This is a genomic window from Burkholderia sp. IDO3 (assembly GCF_003366075.1).
Classification (GTDB): Bacteria; Pseudomonadota; Gammaproteobacteria; order Burkholderiales; family Burkholderiaceae; genus Burkholderia; species Burkholderia anthina.
The window spans coordinates 771,959-789,271 of record NZ_CP028962.1 but is presented as its reverse complement, the minus strand read 5'-3'; the positions used below and the strand labels follow the sequence as shown (position 1 = coordinate 789,271).

At 69.0% G+C, this 17,313-nt stretch carries 14 protein-coding genes; 4 read left to right on the top strand and 10 right to left on the bottom strand.

Annotated elements, in window-relative coordinates; genetic code table 11:
* Positions 1–26 precede the first annotated feature (26 nt).
* The 9 genes from DCN14_RS03700 to DCN14_RS03660 all read right to left on the bottom strand — a co-directional run bounded on the left by DCN14_RS03700 (position 27) and on the right by DCN14_RS03660 (position 10,418).
* On the bottom strand, positions 27–653 hold the full coding sequence (locus DCN14_RS03700; protein WP_162826169.1) for a response regulator transcription factor: 627 nt from the start codon (positions 651–653) through the stop codon (positions 27–29).
* Complete coding sequence (locus tag DCN14_RS03695; RefSeq protein ID WP_162826168.1) at positions 650–2,659, bottom strand: ATP-binding protein; 2,010 nt, start codon at positions 2,657–2,659, stop codon at positions 650–652. Before DCN14_RS03695 ends, DCN14_RS03700 begins: the two co-directional genes overlap by 4 nt.
* Before the next feature lie 253 nt (positions 2,660–2,912).
* The gene (locus DCN14_RS03690; RefSeq protein WP_096505805.1) at positions 2,913–3,872 is read right to left on the bottom strand and encodes a spore coat U domain-containing protein; all 960 of its coding nucleotides are present in this window, start codon (positions 3,870–3,872) and stop codon (positions 2,913–2,915) included.
* A 16-nt stretch (positions 3,873–3,888) separates the two neighbouring features.
* On the bottom strand, positions 3,889–6,315 hold the full coding sequence (locus tag DCN14_RS03685; protein ID WP_162826167.1) for a fimbria/pilus outer membrane usher protein: 2,427 nt from the start codon (positions 6,313–6,315) through the stop codon (positions 3,889–3,891).
* A gap of 48 nt (positions 6,316–6,363) precedes the next feature.
* Entirely contained in the window at positions 6,364–7,194 is an 831-nt protein-coding gene (locus tag DCN14_RS03680) for a molecular chaperone (RefSeq protein WP_096505771.1), read from the bottom strand.
* Positions 7,195–7,213: 19 nt separating this feature from the next.
* Complete coding sequence (locus tag DCN14_RS03675; RefSeq protein WP_096505773.1) at positions 7,214–7,720, bottom strand: spore coat U domain-containing protein; 507 nt, start codon at positions 7,718–7,720, stop codon at positions 7,214–7,216.
* Positions 7,721–7,830: 110 nt separating this feature from the next.
* On the bottom strand, positions 7,831–8,391 hold the full coding sequence (locus tag DCN14_RS03670) for a spore coat protein U domain-containing protein (RefSeq protein WP_096505775.1): 561 nt from the start codon (positions 8,389–8,391) through the stop codon (positions 7,831–7,833).
* Positions 8,392–8,442: 51 nt separating this feature from the next.
* On the bottom strand, positions 8,443–8,979 hold the full coding sequence (locus DCN14_RS03665) for a spore coat U domain-containing protein (RefSeq protein WP_346265270.1): 537 nt from the start codon (positions 8,977–8,979) through the stop codon (positions 8,443–8,445).
* 800 nt (positions 8,980–9,779) lie between these two features.
* Complete coding sequence (locus tag DCN14_RS03660; RefSeq protein ID WP_240327259.1) at positions 9,780–10,418, bottom strand: TetR/AcrR family transcriptional regulator; 639 nt, start codon at positions 10,416–10,418, stop codon at positions 9,780–9,782.
* Positions 10,419–10,522: 104 nt separating this feature from the next.
* Between DCN14_RS03660 and DCN14_RS03655 the strand changes: the two genes are divergently transcribed.
* Genes DCN14_RS03655 through DCN14_RS03645 form a run of 3 tightly spaced genes read left to right on the top strand, consistent with a single transcriptional unit; the run spans position 10,523 to position 13,978 of the window.
* Positions 10,523–11,425: an SDR family NAD(P)-dependent oxidoreductase gene (locus tag DCN14_RS03655; RefSeq protein ID WP_096505781.1), complete on the top strand. Its 903-nt coding sequence runs from the start codon at positions 10,523–10,525 to the stop codon at positions 11,423–11,425.
* Positions 11,422–12,984, top strand: coding sequence for an NAD(P)/FAD-dependent oxidoreductase (locus DCN14_RS03650; protein WP_096505783.1), 1,563 nt, complete (start codon positions 11,422–11,424; stop codon positions 12,982–12,984). Before DCN14_RS03655 ends, DCN14_RS03650 begins: the two co-directional genes overlap by 4 nt.
* Positions 12,985–12,991: 7 nt before the next feature.
* A complete protein-coding gene (locus DCN14_RS03645) occupies positions 12,992–13,978 on the top strand; it encodes an alpha/beta fold hydrolase (protein ID WP_096505785.1) in 987 nt (328 codons plus the stop codon).
* A 250-nt stretch (positions 13,979–14,228) separates the two neighbouring features.
* On the opposite strand, the gene DCN14_RS03640 is transcribed toward DCN14_RS03645, so the two are convergent.
* The gene (locus DCN14_RS03640) at positions 14,229–14,627 is read right to left on the bottom strand and encodes a carboxymuconolactone decarboxylase family protein (protein WP_096505787.1); all 399 of its coding nucleotides are present in this window, start codon (positions 14,625–14,627) and stop codon (positions 14,229–14,231) included.
* 356 nt (positions 14,628–14,983) lie between these two features.
* Here DCN14_RS03640 and DCN14_RS03635 point away from each other — a divergent pair, with 356 nt between their 5' ends.
* Positions 14,984–17,278 carry a collagen-like triple helix repeat-containing protein gene (locus DCN14_RS03635; RefSeq protein ID WP_115531360.1) on the top strand — a complete coding sequence of 765 codons (2,295 nt, stop codon included), beginning with the start codon at positions 14,984–14,986 and terminating at the stop codon, positions 17,276–17,278.
* The last annotated feature ends 35 nt before the right edge of the window (positions 17,279–17,313 follow it).

The window sequence follows — 17,313 nt, the reverse complement described above, 5'->3', positions numbered from 1 at the left end:
CGCGAAGCCGGCGCCGAACCGCGCGTTCAGGCGAGCCCGTTGCCCACCGCGTAGTGGAACAGCTCGGCATCGCTCGTGATGCCGAGCTTGTCCATCGCGTTGTGCTTGTGGGTGCTGATCGTCTTGATGCTGCGGCCGAAATGCAGCGCGATGTCCGTCATCGACATGCCGTGCGCGCACAGCCTCACGATCTCGATTTCGCGCGGGCTGAGCGGACGCGCGCCGTCTTCGGCGCTCGCGGCCGGTGCCTGCCGCTGCGGCAGGCTCGCATAGCTGCGGCCGTGATACGCGGCGGCGATCGCGAGCGGCAGCGCGCTCAGGTTGCTGCGCTTGCCGACCACGGCCAGCACGCCGGCGTCGCGGATATGCTGCAGCAGCGCGGGATTGTCGAGCATCGTGAGCACGACGAGCCGCACCAGCGGGAAGGTCGTGCGAATCGTCTCGAGCATCAGCAGGCCGTCCGCCTGCGTATATCCCGGCATCGCGAAATCGGTCACCGCGACGTCGCAGCACGTCCGGGCCAGACAGTCGAGCAGCGAACCCGGCTCGCCGGCCTCGCCGACCACGACCAGATCCGGCGCCTGCGCGAGCACCTGACGAATCCCCACAACAGTCAACGGATGGTCATCCGCTATCACAACCCGCATCTTCACCCGTCGCCCCCCTTTGCGTTGTCCTTTCCAGGCGCCGCCGGTACGCTCGCCGCCAGACGCATCACATGCCCGATCAGGTAATCCATCAGCCGCAAAACCTCCTCACCCTCGGCCCGGATCGCGCCGGGCTCGCCCGTCGCCGCGCTGGTGCGCAACGCGTCGACGAGCATGTCGACATGCACTTGACGAAACAGGCCGAACGCACCGCTCACGGTGTGGCACCACCTGCGTAGCGCGGCCCGGTCTCCGTCGTCGAGCGCCCTCGCGAGCGCCGCGCGATCGTCCGACAGGGACCGGCGGCACAGCGCGAGTATATCGAGCGCGGCCCCGTCGGGATTCGTCGAAACCCCGAACGCCTGCAACAACGCGTCCTCGTCGAGCGCAGCCGCATCGAAGCGCCGAGCCGCCACGACCGGCTCCCCCGCGCCGCCGGCTCGATCGCGCGCCGCCGCCGTCACCGCGTCGAGCGTGCGGCCCAGCACGTCCAGCGCGACCGGTTTGCGCAGATACGCCGTTGCGCCCGCTTCCGCGCCGGATCGCGCGCCGTCACCGACATCGCTCCCAGCCAGCCCCGTCAACACCACGACGGGCAGCGCCCGCAGCCGCGGCCGCGCATGCGCGCGCAATGCGGTCGTCAGCGCGATTCCGTCCATCACCGGCATCAGGAGATCCGTCAGCACGACGTCGACGTCGGCCGTACCGGTTTCGAGTACGTCGAGCGCGTCGCGGCCGTTGCGGCATGCGCTGACTCGATGGCCGAGTTGCTCGAGCTGGCGTTGCAGCGCTTCGCGCTGAAGCGCGTGATCGTCGACGATCAGCACCCGATAGCGGCCGGCCGGTTCGCGATGCCCGCCGACCGGCGTCCCGTCATTCGTCGCGGCGTTCGTCCCCGCGTGCCGCGCGAGCGCCGTCTCGCAGGCATCGACGAAGCCGCGCCAGGTGAGCGGATCGCAGTCGAGCGGCACCCGCGCCTGCGGACCGGCGAGTGCGCCCGCATCGAGCCATACGACCGCCTGGCCATGCGCGGCCGCGCTCAGCCGCACGGTCCGTTCCGCCGTGTCGGGCGCGACGATGCGCATGCCGGCCGCGCGCGCATGGTCGCGTAACGCGGCCGCAACGGCCGGCTCGTCATGTTCGATCGCCATCGCGAGCCCGGCGAGCGACGCGGGCGGGCAATGCGCGGCGACGACCGGGCAACGCAGCCGCAACGTCGCGACCGTGCCGCCTCCCGCCTTGCTCGCCAGCAGCAGATCGCCGCCCAGCGATGTCGCGATGCGCCGCGAAATCGCCAGGCCGAGCCCCGCCCCCGCGTGCGGCCGCCGGCCGGCGCGCGAACCCGTCGCATACGGCTCGAACACATGCGCGCGGACGTCGCCATCGATGCCGCGCCCCGTATCGGCAATCTCGACGGTCAGCTCGATCGTGCCGCCCGCCGCCGCGGCGCGCGCATCGAGCGACACCGTGCCGGATTCGGTGAACTTGATCGCGTTGCCGAGCAGATTGACGAGAATCTGCCGCACCCGGTCGCCGTCGACGCACAACACCGCCGGCACGTCCGCGCGCACACGCAGCCGCAAGCGCAGCCCTTTGTCGCGCGCCTGCGGCGCGAGCAGCGCGAACACGCCGTCGAACAGCGCGCGCGGCTCGACGGCTGCCGGCCGGATGGGCAACCTGCCCGCATCGGCGCGCGCATGATCGAGCAGATCGTCGAGCAGGCGCGCCAGCGATTCGCCGGACTCGTACGCGAACGCCAGCCGTTGCCGCTGCGCCTCGGTCGACGCGTCGCGCCGGGCCAGCTCGACGAGCGCAAGCAACGCGTGCAGCGGTGTGCGGCATTCGTGGGCGGCTGTCGCGAGCATGTCGCGCGTCGCGGCCGACGCATGCCGTGCATGTGCCAGTTCGCGCCGCGCAAGACCGGCGGCGAGCAGGCCGGCCGCCAGCGCTGCCCATGCGGCCCCCTGCATCGCGGCGGACATCTCGTCGGCCACCGCCGTCGCGCACGCCATGCACGCCGCCACGCACGCCGCGGCGTACAGGCCCCGCACGATCCAATGCCGCTGATTTTCTACGCGATCCGAAGCGTCATGCATACCTTCGTGTCAACCGCCGTCAGCCATCCGCACCTCCGTTCGACCGTCGCGGCAAGCGTCGCTGGCAAATACGGCGCCGCGGCACGCCGGCCTCGCATCGTCGCCCTTGCATCGCCCGCGCGATCACGGTCGATCCTCGCCCCCGCACATGCCGGCGTCGCCAGCCACGTCAATACCGCACGTCGACGATCACGCTGTCGGTGTACGTGCCGATCGGCGGGGTCGGCTGGTCGGTATAGATGCGCGCCGTGTACGGGAACGGCTGGGTCGACTGGCCGTCGGCCGCGCCCGGGCTGTTCACGCGATTGGTCGCCTGTTTCCATACCGTGCCGCCACCCGAGCCGTAGATGTCGTACTGCAACCGGTTCGCGCCGCTCGCCATCTGCCGCCGTCCGTTCGCCGCCGCATTATTGCCCGGACTCAATCCGACCGTGTAGACCATGCCCTTCGTGCAGGTCAGCGACAGGCTGCCGTTGACCGGCGCGAAGCTCGCGACCGTCGGCGCGGCGCCGAAGTTGACGTCCGGTGCGTTGATCAGGCAGTCGTTCGTCACGGTGAGCGTCACCGGCACGGTCACCGACGTCGAGCCGTCGGTCCAGCCGATACAGACGATGATGCCGATCCCGCTGCAAACGTGCCAGCTCCAGTTGATCGTCAACGTGTCGGTATAGGTGCCCGCCGCGACGTTCGCGCCGACCCCGGTGCGCAGGTACAGCGGCAGCGATACCGAGCCGCCGCCGATCCCGATGAAGTTGAGGAACTGCGTGCTCGCCCAGTTGTTCGTCTGGCCGAAGTTGAGCTGCGTCGAATAGTTCTTGTCGGCAAATATCGAATACGTGATCTTGTCGCCGGTCGGGCCGGTCAGCACGCCGCCATTGGCCGACGAGATCGTGCCGTTGATATAGTTGCCGACGACCAGGAACGTGGCCAGCGCGCCGCTGCACGACAGGCCGATGTTGCTGGACGACGTCGATTGCGCCTGATTCTTCACGACGAACGAGGTCACCGTGCCGAACGCCGCCGGCATCGGGCTTGCCGCCGTGCAGTCGGCGTGAGCCTGCAGCGGAACAAGCAGCGCGAGCAACGCCGTCAATGCAACGCGTCGCAGCAGTTTGCGGATCGTTTTCATTCGGTTGATCTCGTTTTCATTGGCCGCACACGAGCGGACCGACGCGATGCATGCCGCGCGCGTCGACGTCGACATCGAAGCGCGCGTCGCATACGCGGCCGTCCGGCTGCGCCACGCTCAGATGATTGACGGCGGACAGCCCCTCGAAATAGGTTTCGCCGTTCCAGCCGACCAGCGCCGTCTGCCCGCTTTCGCGATGGGTGACGCGCGAGCCGATCCGGATCGGCTTGCCCGCGCCGTCGACCAGCACGATGCTCGCCGACACGACCCGCTCGACCGGGAACGTGACCAGCGCGCCGGCCTGCTGGCGCACCGCGACACGGCGCTCGACCGTCGGCACGCGCATGTCGGCCGGCAGGCCGAGCGGATCGATCTCGTACTTGGCCGCGTAATACGACGGCGACCACGGCACCAGCAGATGCCCCTGCCCGTCGGTCGTGCCGATCAACTGGTTCTCGTAGCGCACCGGAATGCCCTTCTGCCCTTGCGTGTCGATCAGCACGAACGCGTCGTCGACACGATTGGCCGGCAGCACCGCGCCGTCCATCACGACGACCGAGCCCTGCATCTCGCCCCAGCGCGTGTAGCCCTGGCTCGGCCCGTAGCCGTACAGGCCGCCCTGCACCTGGAAGTAGCGGTTGCGCCACGTCATGTCGGCCTGCTGGTAATGCGACGCGCCGCCCGCATACGCGAGGTTCCAGCCAAGCCCGCCGTCGCTCGGCACGCTGCGGCTGTACTGGGTGCGCTCGGTCCAGTTGCCGTCGCCGTCGCGCGTCGCGCCCGCGCTCACCACGCCCTTGTCGCCGAGCGGCACGATCAACTGCATCTGCGCGGCGATGCCGCGATCGCCGATCGTCTTGTTGAGCGCCGCATAAAGCGTCGCGCGGCCGAACAGCGGCCGCGTATACGACACGTTCGCGATCCGCGTGCGCGAGCCGTCGCCGCCGCGCACGTCGAAGTAGCCGGCGCCGAGCGTGCCGCCCAGCGTGCCGAGATTCAGCGCGCCGGTCGCCTGCGTGCTGCTGCGGACCAGCCGGTAGTTGACGTTGGACGGCAGGTCGTACACGGACAGGTCGCGGAACCCGCCGGTGCGCTGGGTGCGCTGCAGCGCGACGCTGAAGCGCTGCGACGTGTAGCTATAGCCGAACGCATACTGCTGCCCTGACGCGCCTTCGGCGCTGCTCTGCGTGAGCGCCGCATTGAGCACGCCGAGCCGGCCGACACCGACGTCGAAGCCGAGGCCGCCGAGCGCGAGCCGCTCGCCGCCTTCCGCATGCCCCTCGACAGTCAGATAATTGGTGACGCCGTAGCGGGCGGTGCCCGACGCCGCAAATTTTCCGTAGGAAAACGAACTGATTCCATAATCGCGCCGCATCGCGCCGAGCGACAGCGAATAGTCCGTCAGGCCCTTCTGCAACAGCGTATTGGCGACGTAGAACGGGATCGTGGTTGCGACCTGGCGACCGAGCGCGTCGGTCGTCACGACGGTCGCCTCGCCGGCGCCGTTGATGAACGGCACGTTGTTCAGCGCGAACGGCCCGGGATTCACCTGCCCGGTCGCCGTCTTGCTGCCGTTGATGAACAGGTCGACCGCGGTCGGCACCGCCGCCTGCCCGGCGAACTGCGGCAGCGGATACGTGACGATGTCGGGCCGCACCGCGAAGTCGCGCGCGACCGACACGCCGCCGAGCCGCACCGCGCTCGTCCACGACAACGCGCCCGTGATCAGGTCGCCTGCCGTGTAGGTGATCATCCGGTCCTGGTCGGAATAGCGCCACGTCGTGTCGTAGCGCAGATAGCGGTTGTCGCCGGACGCGCCCGCCGCCCCCGCGCCTTCGCCGTACGAGCGGCGATAAACGCCGGTGTTGACGAGCGTGCCCCACCGGTCGAACACGCGCTGCTCGGTCCATGCGGACGTATAGCCGGGCCCGTGCGTCGGCGCACTCGTATAGACGTCGTAGTTGAACAGCATCCCGAAGCTGACCGCCGCCGGCGTGCGGTCGTAGAGCCGCGCGGACCCGACCGTCTGCTGCGGCAGCCAGTCGGGCGGCACGTCCAGCCGGAGCTGCTGCGCGGTGCTGTCGTAGGCGACGGTGACGCCGTCGAGCTTCGCGAGATCGACCATCCGGTCCGGCGCGGCGCCGGTGCGCACCGACACCTTCGCGAGATCGGCGGCGCGCACGTAATACGCGCCGTCCTGATAGCGCACCGGCACGACTTGCCCGGTCGGCAGCGCGTTGACCACCAGTTCCAGGTACAGCGTGCCGCTGCGCATCGCCTGGCTCGGCATCGGCAGCGCACGGCCGAAATTGTCCGCCAGCAGCATCGCGTCGTACGCGTGCGCCGGCCCCGTCGCCGCGAACACAAGCCCCACGGCCCAGGCGGCGTCGCGCAAGCGCGGCGACCGCTCGCCGTTGATTCGATTCCTCCGCCTCAAGGCCATCCCCGTATTGGTTTGATTCGATCGATCGCCGTTCGTGACACGGTCTCGTCAGTGCGCGTCGGTGGCGTCCGGCTCGATCGCGACGCCTGCCACTCCGTTGACGGTCGCGACCAGCTTCGGCTGCGCCGCGAGCTTCACGCTGTCAGGCAGTTCCCAGCGCATCCGGGCGCCGGGCAGCACGTAGCCGAGCAGGCCGCGCGCGACGTCGCTGCGCGCACCCGGCGCATCGAACGCGACCTGCGTGATGCGCGCATGCACGCGGCCCCGGTTCGTCATCACGAGCCAGCGCCGGCCGCCGTTGCGTTCGAGATGCCAGCCGAGCGCCGGCTGCGCGGCCGTCGCCGGATCGCGCTTGCGTTCCGGGTCCGGCTTCGTCCATATGCCCTGCCCATACACGAACAACGGAATCGAGTAATGCATCTGGAACTTCACGCCGAGCTGCGCCTGCTTGTCCTGCGCCGCCGCGTCGTCGTCCGGTTGCGGGATTTCGTCGATCAGCACGCGATAGGCGTCCTCGGTGCCGGGCGCGGTGTCTGCGAGCCGCGTGAGGCGGATCAACTGACGCTTGCCGGGCGGCACCGTCGCCATCGGCGGGCTGCCGGCGACGCGGGTCTGGTCTTCCGCGTACAGATCCTCGCCGCCCTCCTCGCGCCAGCCGAGCACGCGAATCTGCAGCGTCACCGGCCGGGTATCGCGGTTCTCGAGCCACAGCGCGCCCGCCCGCTGGTCGCTCTCGATCACGGGATCGATCGGCCAGATCATCACGGAGGCGGCCGCGTGCGCGGCACCCGCGCCCGTCACCGCCAGTGCGGCCAGTGCGGCGCGCACCGCGCGCCGGAGACCGGTAGCGGCGCGTCGGTCGACGACAGCATCATTCATCGTGCATTCCTAATTGGATTCAGTAACTCAGGGTGACCTGGGCGACGTCGGTATAAGTGCCGGCCGGCGCGGCGCCGCCAGGCAGCGTCAGCGCGCCGTAGATCGGCAGGCTCGCCACGCCCGATACGGGAATCGAGATCGCCTGCCCGATGCCGATCGCCTGCGTATGGGCCGCGTCCGCATAGAGCCGGTACGCGACCTGCACCCCGCCCGGGCCCTGCAGGTTGCGCTGCGTATTGCCCGCGCTCGGCTGGATGCCGCCGTCGATCACCATCTTCAGCGTCGAGCCGGGCGAGCATTCGATCTGCAGCGCGCTGCCGGCCGTCGCCGCGCTCACGTTGCCGGTGGCAACCGCCGGATGCGCGCCGAAGTCGAGCTTGCCGAAGTTGAGACCGGCGGTGCCGCCGCCCGCCACGCCGCACCCCGCGACGATCTGCGCGCTGACCGTGAAGACCCCGGTCGTCGGCACCGCCGTGTCGGCCAGGCCCAAGGCGGGCAGCGTCACGGCCCCCAGCAGCAGCACCACACTTTTGCTCGTCCGCATAACGCTCGTCCGCATAACGATAGGCAGGAAAGAGGCCGCCTTGCCGCTCTCGGGTGAAAGCCGCAAGGCAGGAACGGCCGGCAGCGCGAGGCTTACCAGCCGAGCGTGACGTTCAGCACGTCCGTATAGGTGCCGGCAGCCAGGGCGGTGCTGCTCGTCTTGTTCGCAACACCGTAGATCGGCAGTGCGAACGCCGCGCCCGGAGAAGGCACCGCCACGGCTTGCGCCGTGCCCGCGACGTATTGCTTCGCGTGCGCGGAATCGGCGTAGACCTCGTACGGGACGTACGCCGTGCCGTTCGCCAGCGCGCGCGTGCCGGTGCCGATGCCCGTGCCCTTGCTGGCGTTCTGGCCGCCGTCTACCGTCACCTGCACCGACGTCACGTCCGGCGAGCAGGTCACCTGCGTGGCGGTCGAACCGCCGCCCGTCGCCTGCGAATTCAGCGAGCCGGTGAAGCCGCTCGGCTGGGTGCCGAAATCGAGCGTCCCGAAGCTGGTCGCGCCGACCGAGCCCGAGCCCGTATCGATGGCGCAGCCGGTGGTGAGCACGAGTTGCGAGTTCACCGTCCCCGTAAGCGGGCTCGTCTGGGCTTGGGCGGCTGCGCAAACCGACGCGAAGGCGACCGCCGCCAAAAGTTTCCACTGAGCATTCATGTTGTTTCCCTGGATGATTGAAAGAACCGCTATTGCGTCATTCGCCCTGCATCACCAGTCGAGCGTGATGCCGAGCAAATCCTCGTAAATCCCGGCCGGGAGCGCCTGCGCCTGACCCTGGACGACACCGAACAACGGCAGCGCCACCTCGGTGTGCGCGTCGTCGATGAGAAACGACTGGGGGATCAGCGGCACGTACGGCAGGCTGCGCGCCGGATCGCGGTACACGTTGTAGGGCACCCGGGCGACGACGCGCCCGGCGGCATCGCGCTTCACGACGTAGCGCGTCGCCTGCGTGCCGTTGCGGCCGCTGTCGATCGACACCAGAAAGCCGTCGATGTCGGGGCTGCACGCGACGCGCACCTGCCCGCCGGCGGCCGTCGAGCGACCGTCGGCGGTCAACGGGTCAACCCAGGTCGGGCCGTGCTCGCCGAACGCCAGACGGCCGAAATCCGCCGTGCCCGCGAGCGCGCCCACCTGGCAGCCGCTGCGCACGTGCAGGCTGACGTCCATCGCGCCCGACAATTGCCCCGCGTGCGCGCAAAGGAAAGGAAACGCCAATAATCCACCGATTATTTTCTTCGGCATTCTTCCGACCATTCTGGCCTCCGGCAAACTCTCTTTTCTCGCTAACTCTATTAAATATCGAGACCGAGCCGGAAACGCATTCGAATTTGCCTCTCTCGTGAGACAAATCATCACGCGTGTAAATACCACCCCGCGCACCTCGCGAATCGGAGATTTTTCCGTACGGATGCCCCTGCCCGCCGGAGCATGCTCGACGCACGCCGGACCGGGCCGGATTTCCGTTACGCTGTTAATACATCCCGTTATCGCTTCAGGGAAACCACTCATTCCGGTGGTTTTCACGCAGATGTCATTTCATTTCCCGGCCTGAATTTAGTTCTTAATATTTATCGAGATAATGAATAGCTTACATTTTCCGCACCATCGGAATATTCCGATACCGGATGAATTTGACGAAATTTAACGGTTCGCGAACTATTTTAAACAAAGGCGAATCGGCCGCGCCGGTCGCGCCAGCCGGCCGAGGCGCGCGGTGCCGGCCGGAACGGCGCGACGCCGTTGCGGAAACCGGAAATGTGTCGGAACGTGAACATCGGGAACGGGAACGGAAAAGCGACGAAGCGAATACTCGACGTATTCGTGAAGAGCATGACGCGGCGATCGCCCCTTCCGGGGGCCAACCTCGCGAATGAATGTTCCCAAAACAGGAGGACGTGCCTTCCGCCCGCATGGCGGCGTCGTTCGTCGTTGCAATCGCTATGGCCATTGCGCCGCCTCTCTCCTTGCACGCGCCCGGAGGAAGCCCTTCGGGGACGGGCGGAAAGGCACGTTCGCAAGCCCGCGATGAGCGGGAACAGGCTCTACCCTTCCCGCAGCGTCCCCAGCAGCACCTTCCTGCAGCTCGCGACCATCTGTGCCTCCGGATCGCGATAGCCGGTGAGCAGCCACGCCGCGCCGACGTTCGTCATCGCGCCGACGAGCGCGAGCCCGATCAGCCGCTGCTCGGTGCGCGCCGCGGGCGTCACGGCTTCGCGCGCCGCGCCGATCGCCATGATCAGCTTGCCGAAGTCGATCAGCATCCGCTGGTAGGTCATGTCGGTATCCGCGCTGACGCCCATCACTTCGAGCAGCAGCACACGCGCCGCGCACGGATCGCGCAGGAAACCGAAGAACGCGGCGAGCCCCGCGTCGACGCTCTCGCGCAGATCGCCGCCGCGCTCGGCCACCGCGCGCGCGACCGCGTCGCGCAGCTGCTGCGCATGATGCAGATAAGTACAGCGCAGCAGATCCTCGGTGCTGTCGAACGCCGCGTAGAAATAGCGATCGTTGAGCTTCGCTTCCTGACAGATCGACCGCACGGTCGCCTTGCGGAACCCGACCGTGCCGAACACGCGCGTCGCCGCGCGAATCAGCGCATCGCGCCGCTCCGCGGCCCGCACCTCGGGCGCCACGCCGCCGTACGCCCGACCCCGTTTTTCCGTTTCGAATGCTTTCTCCATTTCGCTATTTGACATCAGGACACCCGAAAACTAAAGTGGTGACGAACAACACCACAATAGACGCGCCGCCGGTGCAGCGCAAGCGGGAACGGGAGGAACGACACATGAAGGGTTTTTCCGGCAAGGTCGCCGCGATCACGGGCGCCGGTTCGGGCATGGGCCGCAGCCTCGCGGTCGAGCTTGCGCGGCGCGGCTGCGAGGTCGCGCTCGCCGACGTCAACGACGTCGGGCTCGCCGGCACGGCGGCCGCCTGCGCGCGGCACGGCGTGCGCACGAGCACGCGGCGGCTCGACGTCGCCGATCGCGACGCGGTGTTCGCGTGGGCCGATTGCGTGCGCGCGGAACACGGCAAGGTCAACCTGATCTTCAACAATGCGGGCGTGTCGCTGGCCGCGAGCGCCGAGACCGCGCGCATCGCCGATCTCGAATGGATCGTCGGCATCAACTTCTGGGGCGTCGTGCACGGCACGCAGGCGTTCCTGCCGCATCTGCGCGCGTCGGGCGACGGGCATGTGATCAACACGTCGAGCCTGTTCGGGCTGATCGCGATGCCGACCCAAAGCGCGTACAACGCGACCAAGTTCGCGGTGCGCGGCTTCACCGAAGCGCTGCGCATGGAGCTCGAGCTCGACGGCGCGCCGGTGAGCGCAACCTGCGTGCATCCGGGCGGCGTCGCGACCAACATCGTCGATGCGAGCCGCGTCGACACCAGCATCCATGCGCTCACGGGTCAGGACGAAGCGACCCATCGCCGCCAGGCGAACCGCCTGATCAACGCGACGACGGCCGACGATGCCGCTCGGCAGATCCTCGCCGGCGTCGAGCGCAACGCGCGCCGCGTGCTGGTCGGCGCCGATGCGCGCCGTCTCGACAAGATCGCGCGCCTGCTCGGCGCCGGCTATCAGCGGCTGATGCTGCGCCACGTGCGCCGCGCCCGCGCACGCAACCTCGAACGCGCGCCTGCCCCGGCCGCGCGCCCGACCACGCCGACCCAGGACCCAGCATGACCTCGACCACGACCGACCGGCGCGATGCGCCGCCCGCCCGCGGCGACAGCCGCGACCTCGACGTGCTGATCGTCGGCGCCGGCCTGTCCGGCATCGGCGCCGCGTATCACCTGAAGAAGCGCTGCCCGCATGCGAGCGTCGCGATCGTCGAGGCGCGCGATGCGATCGGCGGCACCTGGGACCTGTTCCGCTATCCCGGCGTTCGTTCGGATTCCGACATGTTCACGCTCGGCTACAGCTTCCGCCCGTGGCACAGCGACAAGGCGATCTCCGACGGCCAGACGATCCTCGACTACATCCGCGACACCGCGCGCGCGTACGGCATCGACAAAACGATCCGCTACGGCCGGAAAGTCGTCTCGGCCGACTGGGATTCGAGCCGCGCGCGCTGGACGGTGCGCGTCGAATGCACGCAGGACGGCGCGCGCGACACGCTCGTCTACACGTGCCGCTTCCTCTACATGTGCAGCGGCTACTACGACTACGACGGCGGCTACCTGCCCGACTGGGCCGGCATGGCATCGTTCGAAGGCCGCATCGTGCATCCGCAGCAATGGCCGAAGGACCTGTCGTACGCGAACCGGCGCGTCGTCGTGATCGGCAGCGGCGCGACAGCCGTCACGCTGGTGCCGTCGATGGCGGCCGACGCGAAACACGTGACGATGCTGCAGCGCTCGCCGACCTACATCGTGTCGCTGCCGGCCCGCGACAGGATCGCGAACGCGTTGCGCCGCGTGCTGCCGTCGCAGCTCGCGCACCGGCTCGTGCGCGTGAAGAACGTATTGCTGACGATGTACCTGTACAACGTGTCGCGCCGCAAGCCCGAGCGGACCAGGCGGTTCATCATCCGCGCGGCCGGCAAGCAGCTCGGCGCCGACTTCGACGTCGCGAAGCACCTGACGCCGCGCTACATGCCGTGGGACCAGCGCGTGTGCCTCGTGCCGAACGGCGACCTGTTCAAGTCGATCCGCGCGGGCCGCGCGTCGATCGTCACCGACGAGATCGAACGCTTCACGCCGACCGGCCTGAAGCTGAAAAGCGGCCAGCAGCTCGACGCCGACGTGATCGTCACGGCCACCGGGCTGAAGGTGAAGATGCTCGGCGGCGCGCGCGTCACGGTGGACGGCCGCCCGGTCGACTTGCCGCAGACCGTGTCCTATAAAGGGATGATGTACAGCGACGTGCCGAACCTCGCGTCGTCGTTCGGCTACACGAACGCGTCGTGGACGCTGAAGGCCGAGCTGATCTCGCGCTACGTGTGCCGGCTGCTGAACCACATGCGCGCGCACGGCTACGACACGTGCGTGCCGCGGCTCGGCGCCGGCGACCTCGGCGACGTGCCGGCCGTGAACCTGAGCTCGGGCTACATCCAGCGCGCAGCCGGCATCCTGCCGAAGCAGGGCCACCGCAAGCCATGGAAATTCCACCAGAACTACGTGCTCGATCTCGCATCGCTGAAGTTCAGCGGACTCGCCGATTCGGCGATGCATTTCGAACGCCGCGCGCAAACCGGCCCGGCCGCCGCGCCGGTTGCCGAACCCGTACTCGAAACCCGTTGAGGCCGACATGAGCCATACGCTCCATCTGATCCAGAACGTGCTGCTCGGCGCCGTCGCGGTGCTCGCCGCGCTCGCGCTGTTTTCCGGTTACGTCGCGAGCCGCGTGACGCGCGCGTTTCCGCCCGAAGGCCGCTTCGTCGACGTCGGCGGCGACCGCCTCCACTACGTCGAGTACGGCAGCGGCCCGCCGATCGTGTTCGTGCACGGGCTCGCCGGCCAGTTGCGCAACTTCGCATACCTGCCGCTCGCGCGGCTCGCGCAGCGGCATCGCGTGATCCTCGTCGACCGGCCCGGCGCCGGCCGCTCGCTGCGCGGCGCCGGCTCGCAGGCGAACGTGTTCGCGCAGGCCCGCACCATCGCCGCGTTCATCGACGCGCTGAAGCTCGACCGGCCCGTGCTCGTCGGCCACTCGCTCGGCGGCGCGATCGCGCTCGCCGTCGGCCTCAACCATCCCGAGCGCGTGAGCCGGCTCGCGCTGATCGCGCCGCTGTCGCACGAGCAGACCGAGCCGCCGGGGCCGTTCAAGCCGCTGCTGCTGCCGTCGCCGCTGGTGCGCCGCTTCGTGTCGTGGACCTTCGCGATCCCGATGACGATCCTGACCGGCCGCAAGGCCGTGCAGCAGGTGTTCGCGCCGGAAGCGGTGCCGCGCGACTTCCCCGTCAAGGGCGGCGGGCTGCTCGGGCTGCGCCCGCGCGTGTTCTACGCGACGGCGACGGACCTGCTGTCGGCGCCCGTCGACCTGCCCGCGATGACGCGCCGCTACGCGGAACTGTCGTTGCCGGTCGACGTGCTGTACGGCCGTGCCGATCCAATCCTGAACTGGCGCGACCATGGCGAGGCGCTCGCGAAGAAGTCAGCGCGCGTGCGGCTGAAGGTCGTCGAAGGCGGGCACATGCTGCCGGTCACGATGCCGGAGGCGACGACGGACTGGCTGCTCGACGTCGCCGCCGAGCCCGTCGATGCGGCCGCGCAGGACGCGCACGTCGAGCATTGACCGGCAGCGGGTGCCGGGGGGCTGCAGCGGTGTGACGGCGCGCGTGTGTGGCCGCGCTCCTTCCTCTTCCTGACAGGCAAGCGGCTGTATCGAGCGTCCGGCGGGTGCTCGGCGCGTTGTCGGCACGGTCACCGCGCGCTGCGGCTCGCGGCATTGCCGCTTGCATGCGCCGCACCGGCAGTACGGCGGCCGGCCGCGCGCCGTCTGACGTCTGACTGCTTGGCGCGCCGCGATCGACGGCGCGCTTCGATCAGGCTTCGTCGTCGGGCAGCGACAGCCCGAGTTCCGCGATCACCTCGCGCGCGCTGCGGAATGCCTCGACCGCGGCCGGCGCGCCCGCGTACAGCGCACTGTGCAGCAGCACCTCGCGGATCTCGACGAGGCTCGCGCCGTTGTTAAGCGCGCCGCGCACGTGCCCCTTCAGCTCCGTGCCGCGGCCCAGCGCGGCCAGCATCGCGCAGGTGCAGAGGCTGCGCGTCTTCAGGTCGATCCCGCCGCGCTGCCACGTGCTGCCCCACGCATGTTCGTTCAGCCAGTTCTGCAACGGACGCGAAAAGCCGTCGAGATCGCGCATCGCACGCTCGACGAACGCTTCCCCCATCACGTCGACGCGCCGCGCCTTGCCCTGCTCCCTGTCCTGTTCGCTCATGTCCGTGTCCTGTTCGAAGTCGTGGCCGCTCGCGCGTGGCCCGCGGCCGGGTGGGTTCGCATCATGTTCACGGCACGCGGGCGTTTCGTCAAAGACGCGCCCGGTTCGCCGCGACCCGGCCGGGCGCGAGTCGAACGCTACGTAACATCCGGGCGCGCGTTACGGCGTCCGTCGGGAACACCGCTTCGGCCGCACCGGCGCAACGGGCCCGCGCGTCTCGTGAAATCTTCAAATCGGCGTTTAAATCGCGCCTAAATTCCCGATTTCCGCAACAAAGCACCCGAGCGTTCCATGAAAGCTGTCATGGCTCGGAATTTGCAGTTCTGGCTTGGCACACTTCCAATGTCGAGGCCAACATGCACCAACACTTAATAAAGAAGACGACGGTATCGCTGGCTGTCTTGTCATTGCTCACGCTGTACGGCTGCGGCTCCGTCGACGGACCGACAACGCCGCCGACGATCAAGCCGAGCACGTCGGGGACGGGGGGTAGTTCGGGGACGTCGGGGACGTCGGGAAGCTCGGGTACTTCTGGTACTTCGGGTTCGTCGGGCACTTCCGGCACGTCGGGTACTTCCGGCACGTCGGGTACTTCCGGCACGTCGGGTACTTCCGGTACCTCGGGCACTTCTGGTACCTCGGGTACGTCTGGTACCTCGGGCACTTCCGGTACGTCGGGTACTTCCGGCACCTCGGGTACTTCCGGTACATCGGGTACTTCCGGCACCTCGGGTACTTCCGGTACATCGGGTACTTCCGGCACCTCGGGTACTTCCGGTACGTCGGGTACTTCCGGTACGTCGGGCACTTCCGGTACGTCGGGCACTTCCGGTACGTCGGGTACGTCTGGTACCTCGGGCACTTCCGGTACGTCGGGTACTTCCGGCACCTCGGGTACTTCCGGTACATCGGGTACTTCCGGTACATCGGGTACTTCCGGCACCTCGGGTACTTCCGGCACCTCGGGTACTTCCGGTACCTCGGGTACTTCCGGTACGTCGGGTACTTCCGGCACCTCGGGTACTTCCGGTACCTCGGGCACTTCCGGTACGTCGGGTACTTCCGGTACGTCGGGTACCTCCGGTACGTCGGGCACTTCCGGCACCTCGGGTACTTCCGGTACGTCAGGCACCTCGGGCACTTCCGGCACCTCGGGTACCTCCGGTACGTCGGGCACTTCCGGCACCTCGGGTACTTCCGGTACGTCAGGCACCTCGGGCACTTCCGGTACGTCAGGCACCTCGGGCACTTCCGGTACGTCAGGCACCTCGGGCACTTCCGGTACTTCCGGTACTTCCGGTACTTCCGGTACTTCCGGCACCTCAGGCACCTCCGGCTCCGGCGTCACCCCGCTCGGCAACGTCCTGCAGAAAACCGGCAACCTCGTCACGGCGCTCGGCACGACCGTCGTCAACGGCGGCTCGCAAATCGGCGGCGTGCAGATCCCCGGCACGAACCCGACGACGGCCACCAGCGTCGGCAATGCGGTTGCGAGCCTCGGCAACGGCGTGCAGTCGCTCGGCAACGGCGTCGCGGCCGGCCTCGGCTCGATCGGCGTGTCGCCGAACCCGCTCGGCCCGACGCTGACGTCGACCACCGGCCTGCTGACCGGCGCCGGCGGCGCCGTCAACAACCTCGGCGACGCAGTGAAGAGCCTCGGCTCGGGCCCGCTGTCGCCGCTCTCGCCGGTGACGACGCTGGTTGGCGACCTCGTCAACACGGTCGGCGGCGCGGTCAACTCGACCGCATCGGGCCTGAACACCGCGCTGAACAGCACGCCGGTCCAGCAGCTCGAGACGCAGGTCGGCAAGGTGATCAACCCGATCACGAACACGCTGACCGGCGGCGTCACGACGCCGGGCGCCACGCAGACGCTCGGCAGCGTCACGCTGCTCGGCACGCCGCTCAACGGCCTGTTGAGCACGCTCGGCAACGGCCTCGCCCTTGCCGGCTCGAAGGTCGGCGGCGCGACCGACAACCCGCTCGGCGCCGGTCTCGGCGGCGTCGTGGGTCAGCTCGGCAACACGGTGACGGCGACCGGCGGGCTCGTCCACGACAACAACGGCGGCACCAGCGGCACCAACCCGCTCGCGCCGATCACCGGCCTGCTCGGTTCGCTGACGGGCGGGCTCGGCGGCATCGGCTCGAGCGGCACCGGCGGCACGAGCGGCACCAGCGGCGGCCCGCTCGCGCCGATCACGGGCCTGCTCGGCTCGGTGACGGGTGCGCTCGGCGGCCTCGGTTCGAGCGGCACGGGCGGCACCAGCGGCACCAGCGGTTCGGGCGTCGGCGGCCTGCTTGCGCCGGTCACCAACCTCGTCAACTCGCTGACGCCGCTCGGCGCAAGCCTCACCGGCACGGTCACGACGCCGGGCGGCAGCCTGACCGGCGGCCTCGGCGGCGCGCTGACGAGCGGCCCGGTCGGCACGGTGACGGGCTCGCTGACGTCGGCCCTCGGCACCCTCGGCGCAGTCGGTACGGCCGGCCCCGGCGGCGCGACCGGCACGGTGACGACGCCGGCCGGCAGCGGCACCGTCACGGGCGGCCTCACCGGCAGCTCGAACGGCGCCGCCGCGGGCGGCGCGGCCAACCTGCTGTCGCCGGTGACGAACCTGCTCGGCGGCCTGCTCGGCGGCACCACCAAGAAGTAACGCTTCACGTATCAGAACCACAGGCCAATGGCCGG